At 70.8% G+C, this 15,473-nt stretch carries 12 protein-coding genes; 7 read left to right on the top strand and 5 right to left on the bottom strand.

Annotated features, from left to right (window positions below):
* Positions 1-13: 13 nt before the first annotated feature.
* On the bottom strand, positions 14-979 hold the full coding sequence (gene lipI, locus AC5Y7D_RS07030) for an esterase LipI (RefSeq protein ID WP_499922579.1): 966 nt from the start codon (positions 977-979) through the stop codon (positions 14-16).
* On the opposite strand from lipI, the gene AC5Y7D_RS07025 reads away from it, so the two are divergent.
* Together AC5Y7D_RS07025 and AC5Y7D_RS07020 are read left to right on the top strand one after the other, a co-directional pair.
* Positions 978-1,703 carry a lysoplasmalogenase gene (locus AC5Y7D_RS07025; RefSeq protein WP_499922578.1) on the top strand — a complete coding sequence of 242 codons (726 nt, stop codon included), beginning with the start codon at positions 978-980 and terminating at the stop codon, positions 1,701-1,703. The genes lipI and AC5Y7D_RS07025 overlap by 2 nt on opposite strands.
* Before the next feature lie 119 nt (positions 1,704-1,822).
* Positions 1,823-3,766: a primosomal protein N' gene (locus AC5Y7D_RS07020; protein ID WP_499922711.1), complete on the top strand. Its 1,944-nt coding sequence runs from the start codon at positions 1,823-1,825 to the stop codon at positions 3,764-3,766.
* Between the two features lie 72 nt (positions 3,767-3,838).
* Here the strand turns inward: AC5Y7D_RS07020 and AC5Y7D_RS07015 are convergent, their stop codons facing one another.
* Both AC5Y7D_RS07015 and AC5Y7D_RS07010 read right to left on the bottom strand, forming a co-directional pair.
* Positions 3,839-6,943 carry a PE family protein gene (locus AC5Y7D_RS07015; RefSeq protein ID WP_499922577.1) on the bottom strand — a complete coding sequence of 1,035 codons (3,105 nt, stop codon included), beginning with the start codon at positions 6,941-6,943 and terminating at the stop codon, positions 3,839-3,841.
* 369 nt (positions 6,944-7,312) lie between these two features.
* Entirely contained in the window at positions 7,313-8,125 is an 813-nt protein-coding gene (locus tag AC5Y7D_RS07010) for a class I SAM-dependent methyltransferase (protein ID WP_499922576.1), read from the bottom strand.
* A gap of 145 nt (positions 8,126-8,270) precedes the next feature.
* Here AC5Y7D_RS07010 and AC5Y7D_RS07005 point away from each other — a divergent pair, with 145 nt between their 5' ends.
* Positions 8,271-8,750, top strand: coding sequence for a MarR family transcriptional regulator (locus AC5Y7D_RS07005; protein ID WP_499922575.1), 480 nt, complete (start codon positions 8,271-8,273; stop codon positions 8,748-8,750).
* Positions 8,751-8,770: 20 nt separating this feature from the next.
* Here AC5Y7D_RS07005 and AC5Y7D_RS07000 read toward each other — a convergent pair whose 3' ends face one another.
* Entirely contained in the window at positions 8,771-9,595 is an 825-nt protein-coding gene (locus AC5Y7D_RS07000; RefSeq protein WP_499922574.1) for a class I SAM-dependent methyltransferase, read from the bottom strand.
* 144 nt (positions 9,596-9,739) lie between these two features.
* Here AC5Y7D_RS07000 and fmt point away from each other — a divergent pair, with 144 nt between their 5' ends.
* The 4 genes from fmt to ribD are packed head-to-tail and all read left to right on the top strand — an operon-like array spanning position 9,740 to position 13,818.
* Positions 9,740-10,672, top strand: coding sequence for a methionyl-tRNA formyltransferase (fmt, locus tag AC5Y7D_RS06995; RefSeq protein ID WP_499922573.1), 933 nt, complete (start codon positions 9,740-9,742; stop codon positions 10,670-10,672).
* Complete coding sequence (locus AC5Y7D_RS06990) at positions 10,669-12,078, top strand: RsmB/NOP family class I SAM-dependent RNA methyltransferase (protein ID WP_499922572.1); 1,410 nt, start codon at positions 10,669-10,671, stop codon at positions 12,076-12,078. The genes fmt and AC5Y7D_RS06990 overlap by 4 nt, the downstream gene beginning before the upstream one ends.
* A 4-nt stretch (positions 12,079-12,082) precedes the next feature.
* On the top strand, positions 12,083-12,790 hold the full coding sequence (gene rpe, locus AC5Y7D_RS06985) for a ribulose-phosphate 3-epimerase (RefSeq protein WP_499922709.1): 708 nt from the start codon (positions 12,083-12,085) through the stop codon (positions 12,788-12,790).
* On the top strand, positions 12,787-13,818 hold the full coding sequence (gene ribD / locus AC5Y7D_RS06980; protein WP_499922571.1) for a bifunctional diaminohydroxyphosphoribosylaminopyrimidine deaminase/5-amino-6-(5-phosphoribosylamino)uracil reductase RibD: 1,032 nt from the start codon (positions 12,787-12,789) through the stop codon (positions 13,816-13,818). The genes rpe and ribD overlap by 4 nt, the downstream gene beginning before the upstream one ends.
* Here ribD and AC5Y7D_RS06975 read toward each other — a convergent pair.
* The gene (locus tag AC5Y7D_RS06975; RefSeq protein ID WP_499922570.1) at positions 13,792-15,471 is read right to left on the bottom strand and encodes an MFS transporter; all 1,680 of its coding nucleotides are present in this window, start codon (positions 15,469-15,471) and stop codon (positions 13,792-13,794) included. The two genes, ribD and AC5Y7D_RS06975, sit on opposite strands and share 27 nt — an antisense overlap.
* Between the last annotated feature and the right edge of the window lie 2 nt (positions 15,472-15,473).

The raw sequence follows: 15,473 nt of genomic DNA, 5'->3' as shown, positions 1-15,473 counted from the left end.
TGCATTTCGACGGCTACCCATGCAAAGCATTGCGCAGTGCGTTCAGCCCCCGGTCCATGGCGTCGGTGGCAGCGGGCACCACGCCGGCGTAGCCGACGTAGCCGTGCACCATCGTCTCGGCGTTGTGCACCTCGGTGGGGACACCCGCCTCGGCGAGCCGCTCGCCGTATCGGATGCCATCGTCGCGCAGCGGGTCGAAACCTGCGACGGCGATATAGGCGGCCGGCAGGCCTGCGAGGTTGTCCGCCCGTCCCGGGGCCATGGCCGCCGGCGGGTTCGACATGTCGACTTCGCCTGCGTACCAACGGGAGAAGTCCGCGATGGCCTTCGCATCCAGGATCAGCGCGTCGGCGTTCTCGGTGAAGGACGGCAGCGCCGGGTCCCACATGGTGGACGGGTACCACAGCAATTGAAAGGCGATGGCGGGGGCGCCTTCGTCGCGGGCCCGCTGGGCCACGGCGGCGGCAATGGTGCCGCCCGCCGAGTCGCCGGCGACGGCGATCCGGCCGGTGTCGGCGCCGAGCGCAGACCCGAACTCGGCGACCCATCGCGTTGCGGCCCAAGCATCCTCGACGGCGGCGGGGTAGGGGTGCTCAGGCGCCAGACGGTAGTCGACCGACACGACGATGGCACCGGCACCGACGGCATGCTGCCGCGAAGTGCCGTCATGCGTGTCCAAGTCGCCCATCACAAAGCCGCCGCCGTGGAAGAACAGCACCACCGGTACACCGGATCCCGATGGGGGCCAATAGATTCGGATGGCTATGGGGCCGCCCGGCCCATCGATCGTACGGTCTTCCACCCGCAGTTCAGGGTGTACCGCCCGGCGCGGCAGGTCGCGGAGCCGCTGTCGCACCGCATCGATCCCGTCCTCGGTCGATAGCCGAAAGGGAACCGCATCCAGTACCTTCAGCAGGATGGGATCGACTCCGGGCTTCTCGTTACCCCGATCCAAGGCGGTGTTGTCGAAATTCGGCATGGAGGTACCGTACGCATCCCGCGTGATGGTCGGCGCCTGGGTGGCGGCCGGTTGGGCGGGAACCGCCTACGGCATCTATCTGACGGTCATCGCGCTGCGCCTGCAGCCCGGCAGTGAACTGACGGGGCATTGGATTCTGCAGCCGCCGTTCAAGGCGTCGATGGCCCTGCTGCTGATGGTCGCGGCGTTCGCGCACCCGGTCGCGCGCGAGCGGCGCTGGCTGGTGCCGGCGCTGCTGTTCTCCGCCGGGGGGGACTGGTTATTGGCGATCCCGTGGTGGACCATGTCGTTTGTCCTTGGCCTGGGCTCATTTCTATTGGCGCACCTATGTTTTCTGGGTGCGCTGGTACCCCACGTCGCACCGTCGCGGCAACGCATCGCCGCCGCCGCGGTGATGGTGGTGGCGTCGGTGTCGATGCTCATCTGGTTCTGGCCCCACTTGAACAACGGCAACGAGAACCTGACCGTCCCGGTGACGGTCTATATCACCGTGCTGTCGGCGATGGTGTGCACGGCGCTGCTGGCCAAATTGCCCACCATCTGGACCGCGGTGGGCGCGGTGTGCTTCGCGGCGTCCGATTCGATGATCGCGATCAGCCGGTTCATCCTGGGCAACGAGTCGCTGGCGGTGCCGATCTGGTGGTCCTATGCCGCGGCCGAGATCCTGATCACGGCCGGATTCTTCTTCGGTCGCACCGACGTGACCGCGCCCGCCCGGAGCTAGTTGTCGCTGTCCCTGGTTACGGTGTACTCACCGTGACAACAAACAGTCTGCCCGGCAACGTCTCTCGCGCCTCCGCCGGCCCGGTCGCCGAGGTGGAACCCATCGCCCGGGTGCTCCCGATGCTGTCGGTGCCACACCTGGATCGCGAGTTCGACTATCTGGTGTCACCGGAGCAGTCCGACGACGCCCAGCCCGGAGTGCGGGTGCGGGTGCGCTTCCACGGCCGCCTGGTCGATGCGTTCGTGCTGGAGCGGCGCAACGAAACCGATCATCACGGCAAGCTCGGCTGGCTGGACCGCGTGGTGTCCGCCGAACCAGTACTGACTCCGGAGATCCGCCGGTTGGCCGAAGCGGTTGCCGCACGATATGCCGGCACCAGGCCGGACGTGCTGCGCCTGGCAGTGCCGCCCAGGCACGCCCGGGTGGAAAAGGAGCTCACCGCGATCCCGGTCCTGCCGGTGGTCCAACCGGTGGACCCGGCAGGCTGGCAGACCTACGGCCGCGGCGGTCAATTCCTGGACGCGCTGGCACAATCGCGGTCGGCCCGGGCGGTGTGGCAGGCGCTGCCGGGCGAGCAGTGGGCGGACCGTTTCGCCGAAGCGGCCGCCAAGACCGTCGCGGCCGGTCACTCGGCGCTGGCGATCGTTCCGGACCAGCGCGACATCGACACGTTGTGGCGTGCGGCAATTGCGCGCGTCGACGAGGCCTCGGTGGTGGCGCTGTCGGCAGGGCTCGGACCTGCCGCACGGTACCGGCGGTGGCTGGCCGCGCTGCGGGGCAGCGCCCGCGTCGTGATCGGCACCCGCAGCGCGGTGTTTGCGCCGGTGAACGACCTGGGGCTGGTGATGGTGTGGTCCGACGCCGACGACAGCCTGGCCGAGCCGCGGGCGCCCTACCCTCATGCCCGCGAGGTCGCGATGCTCCGTGCGCACCAGGCCCGCTGCGCGGCGCTGATCGGCGGTTACTCGCGTACCGCCGAAGCTCAGGCGTTGGTGCGCAGCGGGTGGGCCCACGACATCGTCGCCGCGCGGCCGGTGGTGCGTGCCCGCACGCCCCGGGTCGTTGCGCTCGACGACAGCGGATATGCCGACGAACGCGACCCGGCGGCCCGTACCGCGCGGCTGCCGTCGATCGCGCTGCGGGCCGCCCGGTCCGCGCTGCAGGCCGGGGCGCCGGTGCTGGTTCAGGTGCCGCGGCGAGGATATGTGCCGTCGCTGGCCTGCGGACGCTGCCGCGTGATCGCGCGCTGCCGCCATTGCACCGGCCCGCTGTCGGTACGCGACCGTGGCGGCGGCGCACTGTGCCGTTGGTGCGGTCGGGTCGACCCGGCGCTGCGCTGCGCGCGGTGCGGTTCGGATGCCGTACGAGCGGTGGTGGTCGGGGCCCGCCGCACGGCAGAGGAACTCGGCCGGTCCTTTCCGGGCACGGCGGTGGTGACCTCGGCGGGCGACACGGTCGTGTCGGAGGTGCCGGCGAGGCCCGCGCTGGTGGTCGCCACCCCCGGGGCCGAACCGTTCGCCGCCGGTGGCTATGGCGCCGCCCTGCTGTTGGATACCTGGGCGCTGCTGGGCCGGCAGGATCTGCGCGCGGCCGAGCACGCGTTGTGGCGCTGGATGAGCGCCGCTGCGCTGGTCCGGGCCCGCGGTGACGGCGGGGTGGTCACTGTGGTGGCCGAGTCGGCGCTTGCCACGGTGCAGTCATTGATCCGCTGGGATCCGGTGGGTCATGCCGACGCGGAACTGGCGGCGCGCGCCGAGGTCGGCCTGCCGCCGAGCGTGCACATCGCCGCGCTGGACGGCACGGCCGCGGCGGTGGCCGCGCTGCTCAACGAGGCGCGATTACCCGACCACGCGGAACTGCTGGGTCCGGTGGATCTGCCGGCGGGTGCCCGCCGCCCGCCGGGCACCCCCGCCGACGCCGCCGTCACCAGGATGTTGATCCGGGTCCGTCGGGGAGACGGCCTGCGACTGGCGGCGGCGCTGCGCGGCGCGGTGGGGGTGATAAGCGCCCGGCAAGCCCATGAGCCGGTTCGGGTGCAGATCGACCCCCTGCACATCGGCTGAGGTCGCTTCAGCGCCCGGCGCCGAACATCATCGCAGGGCACCGTCTCAAAAGAGCCGACGCCAGTCAGCCGTTCACCCCGACTCGCCGTCGCTGCCCGGGGCAAAGACTCTAAAGGACTCGCCGCCTTTGCCGCCTGCACCGACCGTGCTTCCGCCATTGCCGCCGTTGTAGTTATCGGGGATCCCGCCGCCCAGTCCGCCGGCGCCGCCGGCGGCGCCGCTGGACCCGTTACCGCCATTGCTGACGAAGGCACCGGTGACCCTGCCGCCGCCGCCCCCGCCGCCTCCGGTGCCACCGGCCTGGCCGGTGCCGCCGTTTCCGCCGCTACCGGTCAAGCCTGAGGCGAAGGCGTCGCCGCCATCACCGCCGGTTCCTGCCACGCCACCGGGGCCGCCCGCGGCGCCGCCGCCCCCTCCACCCCCGCCGATCGTGGCTCCCAGTGCCCCGGTCGCACCTCCGCCGCCTCCGCCGCCTCCGCCGCCGGTGCCGCCGGCTGCGCCGATTGCGAAACCGCCGCCGCCGCCTCCACCGCCGAAGCCGCCGCTAGCCGTGTCGCCGGGGTTGGTAGTGAAGGCAATCCCACCGAAGCCCCCGGCTCCGCCGGTACCGCCTTGGCCGCCGGTGGCATCGCCGCCGCCGCCGGCGCCACCGTCGCCGCCTGCGCCTCCTCCTCCGCCGCCGCCGGAGTGTCCGGGCAAAGCGGCGTTCCCAGACGCGTTGGGGCCTCCGGCGCCGCCGTTGCCGCCGTTACCGCCGTCACCGCCTTGGCCGCCCTGGGTGCTGCCGGCGCCGGGTGCTCCGCCGACACCGCCGGCCCCGCCGTTGCCGCCTTGGCCCCCGACGGCGCTGACGGATGTGCTACTGGTGTTGACGCCGCCGGTGCCGCCGTTGCCGCCGCCGCCGCCGTTGCCGCCTTGGCCGCCGTTGCCGCCGCCGATGCCGTTGATGCCGGCTCCGCCGGTGCCGCCGGTGCCGCCGGCCCCGCCTTGGCCGCCTTGGTCGCCTGCGACGGGCGCGGTGCCGGAGATTCCGCTGAGAGCGGTGGCGCCGCCGCCGCCGTTGCCGCCCTGGCCGCCGGTGCCGCCGGTGCCGACGCTGCCGGCTTTGCCGCCGTCGACACCGATGCCTGCGGCTCCGGCGGTGCCGCCGGTGCCGCCCTGGCCGCCGTCGGCGCCGGCTCCGCCGGTGTTGCCGGTGTTGGTGCCGCCGTTGCCGCCGGTGCCGCCGCCGCCGCCATTGCCGCCTTGGCCGCCGTTGCCGCCGCCGATGCCGTTGATGCCGGCGCCGCCGGTGCCGCCGGCGCCGCCGGCCCCGCCCTGGCCGCCCTGGTCGCCTGCGACGGGCGCGGTGCCGGAGATGCCGCTGCGGGCGGTGGCGCCGCCGCCGCCGTTGCCGCCGAGACCGCCGGTGCCGCCGGTGCCGACGCTGCCGGCTTTGCCGCCGTCGACGCCCATGCCTGCGGCTCCGGCGGTGCCGCCGGTGCCGCCCTGGCCGCCGTCGGCGCCGGCTCCGCCGGTGTTGCCGGTGTTGGTGCCGCCGGTGCCGCCGGTGCCGCCGCCGCCGCCGTTGCCGCCTTGGCCGCCTTGGCCGCCGCCGATGCCGTTGATGCCGGCTCCGCCGGTGCCGCCGGTGCCGCCGGCTCCGCCCTGGCCGCCCTGGTCACCCGCAATTGGGTTCAGCGGGTCGGCAAAGCCCGGGCGGCCCAAGCCGCCGGCTCCGCCGTCGCCGCCCTGACCGCCGGCGCCGCCGGTGCCGATCCCGCCGGCAGAACCACCATCAGTGCCGGTGCCGCCGGCCCCCGCGGCGCCGCCGGTGCCGCCAATGCCACCTTTGGCACCGGGACCGCCGAACAACACACCGCTCCCAACGTCGCCGTTGTTGGCGCCGCCTTGGCCGCCGGTGCCGCCGACCCCCCCAACCCCGCCCTGGCCGCCGTTGCCGCCGCCAATGCCGTTGATGCCGGCTCCGCCGGTGCCGCCGGTGCCGCCGGCCCCGCCTTGGCCACCCTGGCCGCCGGAGGTCGGTATTCCGCTGGTCAACCCGTTTGAGCCGGTGCCGCCGGCTCCGCCGGTACCTCCAGACCCACCGACCCCACCGATACCGTTGGCGCCGGCGGCTCCGGCGCTGCCCAGATAATTGAAGGGAGCGGTGACCAGGCCGCCGGCCCCACCAGCTCCCGCGGAACCGCCGATACCGCCACCCCCGCCGTCGCCGCCGGCCGTGCCGAGACCCGCGGCTGAGCCGCCTTCCCCACCGACCCCGCCGGCCCCGCCCCAGCCGCCGGCCCCGCCAGTTCCCCCGGCCCCGCCGAGCAGCGCCAGGCTGGCTCCGCCGATTCCGCCGACCCCGCCGGCTCCACCGGTCCCGCCACCCCCGCCGGCCAGGCCGGCGGGCCCCACCTCGCCAGCTACACCCACCCCACCGGCACCTCCGACTCCACCGGCGCCACCGTTGCCAAACACCAGCTGCCGGTTCACCCCGCCGGCTCCACCGGCTCCGCCCGTCCCACCCGGCTGCCCGAGCGTCCCGGGCGCACCCACTCCGCCGGCCCCGCCGACCCCTCCGGAACCGCCACCGATCCACCCATTGGCCCCGCCGGCCCCGCCGGTCCCACCCATCCCGCCGGCGATGACGGCGTTGCCGCCGGCCCCGCCGGCCCCGCCGGCACCCCACAGCCCGGCCGACCCGCCACGCCCGCCGGCCTGTCCAGGCGCACCGGAACCGCCGTTGCCGCCGTTGCCCACAATCCAGCCACCGTCCCCACCACTTTGCCCAGTGCCAGGCGCCCCGTTAGCGCCATCGCCGAACAGTGGGCGCCCCGTCAACGCTTTCACCGGCGACAGCTCCGCCAACGTCTGGCGGCCCTGCCACAGCGCTTCAAGCGGCGCGGCGCCGGCCGCTTCAGCCTCCGCATACGCCCACCCACCAGCACCCAACGCCTGCACGAATCCCGCATGAAACACAGCCGCTCGTGCGCTGAGCGCCTGAAAGTCATCCGCATACGCGCCGAACAACCGGGCCACCGCCGCCGACACCTCATCACCGGCCAACGGCCCAACCCCCGTCATGGCCGGAACCGCTGCCGCGGTGGCCGCCCTCAACGCCTCTGCGATCCCCGTCATGTCGTTGGCCGCTGCCACCATTACCTCAGGCGCCGCAATCACAAACATCGACATTTGAGCCTCCGCACACTCGACGCACAGCCATTCCGCAGATCGCGCTCTGCACACTAAACGCCTCGAATGGCGCCGCTGTAAACGGTGAGCGAAAACCGATTCGCCTAAATTCCCGTATTCCGGCGGGTTCTCGAATGAGATTCCACTATCGAACTTCCGATCCCGAAGCCCGTCAGCTGGGCCACCGACCAATCAATTCGACCGAGGACCACTAACGGCTCGGCGCAGCCAAATCACCTGTGCCTCCCCGATTTTCAGCGGCCGACAGATCTGCTCGGCCCTGATCGCCGGGCGGATAAGCCGCGCGCGATAGCGGCGGGCCGGAGCGGCGGCCGGTCCACCGGTCGGGTCGGGGCAAATTGACCCGCTTTAGCACCTCCGCGCGGTGAAGATCAGGTATTCCCAGCTCATTACGCCGTCCTGCAGATATTCGGCACAAAGCTCGGCAAGTTCCGCATCGAGCGCCAGCACGCGCACCCGGTCCCCGGTGATGTTCCGGTAGGCGTTGACGACGGGGCCGTAATGCACTTTGAAGTAGTCGCGACATGCTTCGGGGTCGGCGAAACGGTCGACCCGCAGTGCACCGGTTTGCGTGCGGATGTCGCCGACGTGGTCACCGAACAGGACGCTGACGTATTCCGCACATCCCCACCACGCCTCGTGGGGTGCCCTGGGCGGCATCGTGGGGCGGAACGGCCGCACGGCCGAGAGCAACCGGCCGTAGAACCCGTCGGGGGTCCAGCTCAGCACGCTGATCTTGCCGTCCCGGCGACACACCCGGGCCAACTCGTCGGCGGTGCGCTGCTGGCGCGGGGCGAACATGGCCCCGATCGACGAGAGCACGACATCGAACTCACCGGCCCGGAAGGGCAGGGCTTCGGCGTTGGCTTCCCGCCAGCGCAGCTGCAGGCCCCGCTCCGCCGCTCGCAGCTGGGCGTGCCGCAGCAGCTCCGGTGTCAGGTCGGCTGCTGTCACATGGGCACCGGTCGCCGCGGCGGGGATCGACACGTTGCCGGTGCCGGCCGCAACGTCCAGCACCCGATCCCCGGCACAAATTCCAGTGGCGGACACGAGGATTGGTCCCAACGGCGCCAACACCTCGGTGGCGTAGGCTGGGTAGTCGCCCAGTTGCCACATGGCCCGGTGCGTCGTCGCCGGGGCCTCGCAGACGTAGCTGGTCATCCTTGATCTCCTGAGGTTCGGCGGTCCGGACCACCCGGAAAGAATCCGTCAGCAACTATTCAATATTGCAACAATTCATGCATTCGATTGTAGAGGGCTGTTACAATTTCTCTGCTCCAGCCCGAAAGAGGGGAAGGCGCCTTCGATGGCAACAGAGAACGCGACGGCAGAGTCGCTCGACATGATCACCGACGCATTGCTGACCGCGTCTCGGGTGCTGGTCGGCCTTTCGGCCAATTCCATTGCGGCGGTGGACGACACCATCACCATCCCGCAGTTCCGCACGCTGGTCATCCTCTCCAATCGCGGTCCGGTGAACCTGGCGACCCTGGCGACCCTGCTGGGCGTGCAACCGTCGGCCACCGGCCGAATGGTCGACAGGCTGGTCAGCGCCGGTCTGATCGACCGCCTGCCGCACCCCACCTCCCGTCGGGAACTGCTGGCCTCGCTCACCAAGCGCGGTCGCGAAGTCGTCGCCAAGGTGACGGCGAACCGGCGCGCCGAGATCGCCCGCATCGTCGAGAAGATGCCGGCGGCGGAACGCCACGGGCTGGTCCGTGCACTCACCGCCTTCACCGCCGCCGGTGGCGAACCCGACGCTCACGTCGATTATCACGAGCTGTAAGCGCCGGGCCGCCCCCGCTTTCAGCTCTTGTTGGCGGTGAGCAGCAGGTACTCCCACTGCATGACGCCGTCGGCCAGGTATTCGGCGGCCAGCTCGACCAGTTGGGTGTCGAGTTCGGCGGCCAGCACCCGGTTGTCACCGATGTTCTCGTAGGCCTCGATGGTCGGGCCGTAGTTGTTCTTGAAGTAATCGTGCACAGCCTGGGCGGTGTCGAACCGGGTCACCTCGAGCAGGCCGCGCCGCGTGTCGACGCCGGTGACGCGATCACCGAGCAGGCCGGTGATGTAGGCCTCACGGCCCCACAGCGCCGACGGTGGCAGGGCCGACGACAGGCTCGGCCGGTACGGCCGGATGGTGGCCAGCATCCGGCCGAAGAATCCCTCGTGCGTCCAGCTGATCAGGCCGATCGTGCCGCCCGGCCGGCACACCCGGACGAGTTCGTCCGCGGCGCATTGGTGGTCTGGGGCGAACATCACCCCGATCGCGGAGATCACCGCGTCAAATGTGTTGTCGTCGAAAGGAAGTGCCTGCGCGTTGGCTTCCTGGTAGTGCAGCTTCAGGCTCTCCGTGGCCGCCCGTTGCTGCGAGCGCTGCAGCAGTTCCGGCGTGAGGTCGGTCGACGTGACAGTGGCACCGGCGCGGGCGGCGGGCAGGGAGATGTTGCCCGATCCGGCGGCGACGTCGAGCACCCGCACGCCCGGTCCGAGACCCGCGGCGGTCACCAGCACGGGACCCAGGGGGGCCATCACCTCCTCGGCCATCAGGGCGTAATCGCCGAGCGCCCACATGGCCCGATGGGTGGCCGCGAGTGTCTCGTCGGCGCGTACGGGTAGGTCGATGGTCATGGTCGATCTCCTTCGAGGGAGTGCAGATCTGCTTTTAGTGTTGTACAGACACAGTATGCATAGGTAACATTGTAAGTGCCTGTGAATTTCGCTGCGGCCCTGCGGCGCGCGTGGCAGGCGCACGGCGGTTCATAGACTGTGCCGGTGCGCCTCGTCTTCGCCGGTACCCCCGAACCCGCGTTGCCCGCTCTGCGTCGCCTCCTCGACTCGCCCCGGCATGACGTCATCGCCGTGCTGACCCGCCCCGATGCGGCGTCGGGCCGGCGGGGCAAACCGGAACCGTCGCCGGTGGCCCGAGAGGCGCTCGACCGCGGCGTACCGGTGTTGCGGCCGGCGCGGCCGAATTCGCCGGAGTTCGTGGCCGAGCTGGCGGAATTGGCGCCGCAATGCTGCCCGGTGGTGGCCTACGGGGCGCTGCTGGGCGCCGGGCTGCTGGCGGTTCCGCCGCACGGCTGGGTCAACCTGCACTTCTCGTTGCTGCCGGCCTGGCGCGGGGCGGCACCGGTGCAGGCCGCCATCGCCGCGGGAGACACCATCACCGGAGCGACCACGTTCCAGATCGAACCGAGCCTGGACTCCGGGCCGGTCTACGGCGTCGTCACCGAGACCATCCGGCCCACCGACACGGCAGGTGACCTGCTGCAGCGACTTGCCGTCTCGGGTGCCGAGCTGCTATCGGCCACCTTGGACGGCATCGCCGACGCGGCGCTCACCCCGCGGCCGCAACCGGCCGAAGGGGTCAGCCTGGCGCCGAAGATCACCGTCGAGCGGGCCCGGGTGCGCTGGGACCTGCCGGCCGAGGTGGTCGAGCGGCGGATCCGTGCCGTCACGCCGAACCCGGGCGCCTGGACACTCATCGGCGACATGCGGGTGAAAGTCGGTCCGGTACAGCCCGATCCGGGCGCGCCGGCAGCACTGCCGCCGGGACGGATGCACATCGACCGCAAGAACGTGTGGGTCGGCACCGGGACGCAACCGGTGCGGCTGGGACAGGTACAGCCGCCGGGAAAGAAGCCGATGGACGCCGCCGACTGGGCACGCGGCGCCCGGCTCGATCCCGAGATCCGGGCGTCATGACCCGGCCGTATCGCAAGCGTCCGGACAGCAGAGCAAAGCAGTCGCAGCACCGGCCGCGCCGCAAACCGCTGGATCCCGCGCGTCGTGCCGCATTCGACGCGCTGCGGGCGGTCAGCGAGCGCAACGCCTATGCGAACCTGGTGCTGCCCGCATTGCTGCGTGAGCGCGAGATCACCGGCCGCGACGCCGCTTTCGCCACCGAGCTGACCTACGGAACATGCCGCAGCCGCGGACTGCTCGATGCCGTCATCGGCGCCGCCGCCGGCCGCGCTCCCGACACCATCGATCCGGTCCTGCTCGACCTGCTGCGGCTGGGCGCCTATCAACTGCTGCGCATGCGGGTGGATGCACACGCCGCGGTATCCACCACCGTCGACCAGGCCGGCATCGAATTCGACTCGGCGCGAGCCGGTTTCGTCAACGGCGTGCTGCGGACCATCTCGGGGCGCGACGAACAATCCTGGGTGCAGGAGCTGGCGCCGCGCGACGACCCGGTCGGCTATGCGGCATTCGTGCACGCCCACCCGCGCTGGATCGCCCAGGCCTTCGCCGACGCCCTGGGTGCGGCCGCGGGCGAGCTGGAGTCCATGCTGGCCAGCGACGACGAGCGGCCCAAGGTGCATCTGGCGGCCCGTCCCGGAGTGCTGACGGCTGCCGAGCTGTCCGAGGCGGTACATGGCACGGTCGGGCGGTATTCGCCCTACGCGGTGTACCTGCCCGGCGGTGACCCGGGCCAGCTGGCGCCGGTACGCGACGCCCGGGCGCTGGTCCAGGACGAGGGGAGCCAATTGGTGGCCCGGGCGCTGACCCTGGCGGCGGTCGACGGCGACACCGGCCGATGGCTGGACCTGTGCGCCGGGCCGGGCGGCAAGACCGCCCTGCTGGGTGCCCTGGCCGCGCAATCGGGAGCGACGGTCACCGCGGTGGAACCGGCCGAGCATCGGGCAGACCTGGTCGTGGCGAACACCCGCGGGTTGCCCGTCGAGGTGCTTCGGGTGGACGGTCGCCAGACGGGTCTGGAACCGGGCTTCGACCGCGTCTTGGTCGACGTGCCCTGTACCGGGTTGGGCGCACTGCGCCGCCGGCCGGAAGCGCGCTGGCGACGGCAGCCGTCCGACGTGCCGGTGCTCACCCGGCTGCAACGCGAACTGCTGGCCGCCGCGATCGCGCTCACCCGGCCGGGCGGGGTGGTGCTGTACGCGACCTGTTCGCCGCACCTCGCCGAAACGGTGGGAGTGGTAGCCGATGCGCTGCGCCGACACCCGGTAGCGGTTCTGGACGCCCGCCCGCTGTTCGAGCCGGTGGACGCGGGACTGGGCGCCGGTCCCCATGTGCAGTTGTGGCCGCACCGGCACGGCACCGATGCCATGTTCGCGGCTGCCCTGCGCAGGCTTCCCGAGGATTAGTAGTCTGTCGCTCATGCCTGATAAGGGGGGTCCGCTGATAGCGCCGTCCATTCTGGCGGCCGACTTCGCTCGGCTCGCCGACGAAGCGGCCGCGGTGCACGGCGCCGACTGGCTGCACGTCGACGTGATGGACGGGCACTTCGTGCCGAACCTGACGATCGGTCTACCGGTGGTGGAGAGTTTGCTGGCGGCCAGTAGCATCCCGATGGACTGCCACCTGATGATCGAAGACCCGGACCGCTGGGCGCCACCGTACGCAGAGGCCGGCGCTTACAACGTCACCTTCCACGCGGAAGCCACCGACAATCCGGTCGGGGTGGCCCGCGATATCCGGGCCGCGGGCGCGAAAGCCGGAATCAGCGTCAAGCCCGGTACTCCGCTGGAGCCTTACCTGGAGATCCTGCCGCAGTTCGACACGTTGCTGATCATGTCCGTCGAACCCGGCTTCGGCGGCCAGAGCTTCATACCTGACGTGCTGAGCAAGGTGCGAACGGCCCGCAAGCTGATCGACGCCGGAGAGTTGACCATCTTGGTCGAGATCGACGGCGGCATCAACGAGGACACCATCGAGCAGGCCGCCGAAGCCGGAGTCGACTGTTTCGTCGCCGGATCCTCGGTCTACGGGGCGCAGGATCCGGCCGCCGCGGTCCAGGCGCTGCGTCGGCAGGCCAGCGCGGCGTCACACCACCTTGGGCGGGGGAGCGCTTCGTGACCGGCCCGAACACTCCCGAGCAGGTCAAGAGCATCGAAGAGGCGATGCGCCTGGCCATCGAGCACTCGTATCAGGTCAAAGGCACCACTTACCCGAACCCGCCGGTCGGGGCGGTGATCGTGGACCAGGAAGGGCGGGTGGTCGGTGTCGGTGCCACCCAGCCGGCCGGTGGTGACCACGCCGAGGTCATCGCCTTGCGCCGGGCGGGCGGTCTGGCCGCGGGCGGCATCGCGGTGATCACCATGGAGCCGTGCAACCACTACGGCAAGACGCCGCCGTGCGTGAACGCGCTCATCGAAGCCAGGGTGGGGACGGTCATCTACGCGCTCAACGACCCGAACGGCATCGCCGGTGGTGGCGCCGGACGACTCACGGCGGCGGGATTGCAGGTGCGCTCGGGCATCATGGCAGACCAGGTGGCGGCCGGTCCGCTGCGGGAATGGCTGCACAAGCAGCGCACCGGCTTTCCCCACGTGACGTGGAAGTATGCGACCAGCATCGACGGCCGCAGCGCCGCCGCGGACGGATCCAGTCAGTGGATCTCCAGTGATGCCTCCCGGGCCGACCTGCACCGTCGTCGCGCCATCGCGGACGCGATCGTGGTCGGCACCGGTACCGTCCTGGCCGACGATCCGGCCCTGACCGCGCGGCTTCCGGACGGTTCGCTGTCGCCCCAGCAGCCGCTGCGGGTGGTGGTGGGAAAACGCGAGATCCCGTCGGAAGCCAAAGTCCTCAACGACGATGCACGCACCATGGTGATCCGCACCCATGAGCCCGTCGAGGTGCTCAGGGCGCTGGCCGACCGCACCGATGTGCTGTTGGAAGGCGGCCCCACCCTGGCCGGTGCCTTCCTGAGGGCCGGGGCGATCAACCGGATCCTGGCCTACGTCGCGCCGATCTTGCTGGGGGGCCCGGTGACCGCGGTGGACGACGTGGGGGTGTCCAGCATGGCGCACGCCCTGCGCTGGCAGTTCGACAGCGTCGAGCAGGTCGGACCGGACCTATTGCTCAGCCTGGTAGCTCGGTAGCGCCGGGGCGGCCTTCCCGGGCGCCGGCTCCGGATGGGTCACCTGCTGGGGTGCCTGGTGAGCAGCGAGCGCCGGTTCGGCAGGGACTTCTTCGGGTTCGTCGACGTGAACGTTCCGGCCGGCCAGCAGCAGACCCAGGAGTGCTCCCACCACGCAGATGACCACGGTGATCGTAAAGATTCCGCCGTACATCTGAGCAAAGGCCCGGATGGATCGGGCTCCCTCCGCGGCCCCGGCCTCGATCGCGTCTGCACCATTAGGGGTCTTGGGCATCGATTCCTTGATCTGTTGGAGCCGGTGCCAGCCCCAGGCGCTCAGCGCAGCCATACCGATCAACATGCCGGTCATCCGCGCCACCACCACCAACGCCGAGGCGATGCCGTGCTGCGCCGCTGGGACGACGCGCAAGGTGGCCGACGACAACGGGCCGATCACCAGGCCCAGCCCCACCCCGGCGACCACGAGGTCGAAGTGCATGGCGGGCAGTGAGAACAGTCCGAAGATGCTGTGCTGGTCGGTGAGCAGGTCTTCACGCCAGTGGGAGATCAGCAGGTAACCACCGGCGGCAATCAACAGACCGACGAACACCACGATCCGGTCGCCCACCCGGGTGGCGATCCATCCGCCCGCCAGCGCCCCGATCGGCAACGCGATGAGGAACCACAGCAGCATGCCGGCCGCTTGGACCTGGTCCTTGCCCAGGACGCCCTGGCCGAACAGCTCCACGTTGACCAGCGTCACCATCAGTGCCGCACCGGCGCAGACCGACGAACCCAGCGCGGCCAGGAAGGGCAGGAAACGCACCCCTCTCGGTTCGATCAGTCGCGTGCGGGCGAAGACTTCCCACAGAATGAACAACACTGCGGCGCCTGCCGCCCCGATCACCAGCGGCAAGCCATAGCTCGGTAGCGCGTGCTCGCTGTTGGGCGTCGGGTTGTACAACCCGATCACCGCAAGAGCCAGAGTCAGGGCGAGAAGCAGACCACCGACCACGTCGATACGTTGGCGCACGGCGCTCTGGTCCTGCGCAGGAAGGCTGAAGTGGATCAGCACCATGGCGATCAGGGTCAGCGGGACGTTGATCCAGAACACGTCTCGCCAGTCGTGGAACAACCAGACGATGAAGATCCCGTACAGCGGCCCCAGCACGCTGCCGAGTTCCTGCGCGGCCCCAATGCCACCGAGCACACCGGCGCGGTTGCGCTGCGACCACAGATCGGCGCCGAGTGCCAGCGTGACCGGCAGCAGGGCGCCGCTGGCGATGCCCTGAATGGTGCGGCCGACGATCAGGACCTGGAACGCCCGGTTCGGATCCTCGAACGAGACGGTGTAGTCGCCGACATCGAAGGTCCATTTGCCGATGGCCATGGACAGCGCGGTGACCACCGAGCCGACGATGAACATGGCCAGACTGCATTGCAGTATGAACTTGCGGCCGAACCGGTCCGATGCCCGGCCCAGCAGCGGCATGGCGGCGATGTAACCCAGAAGGTACATCGTGACGATCCAGGTGATCCGCTGCAGCTGGTTCAGTGGGATACCGACACCGTTCATGATGTCGCGCATGATGGTGATGACGACATACGTGTCCAGGGCACCCAGTAGTACCGCCAGGCTGCCCGCGCTTATCGCGACTTTGCGTCCTGCTCGCATGA

This window comes from Mycobacterium sp. NGS49, from assembly GCF_059812565.1.
Note: the sequence above shows the minus strand (reverse complement) of the source record. Positions and strands in the feature narration are given on the sequence as shown.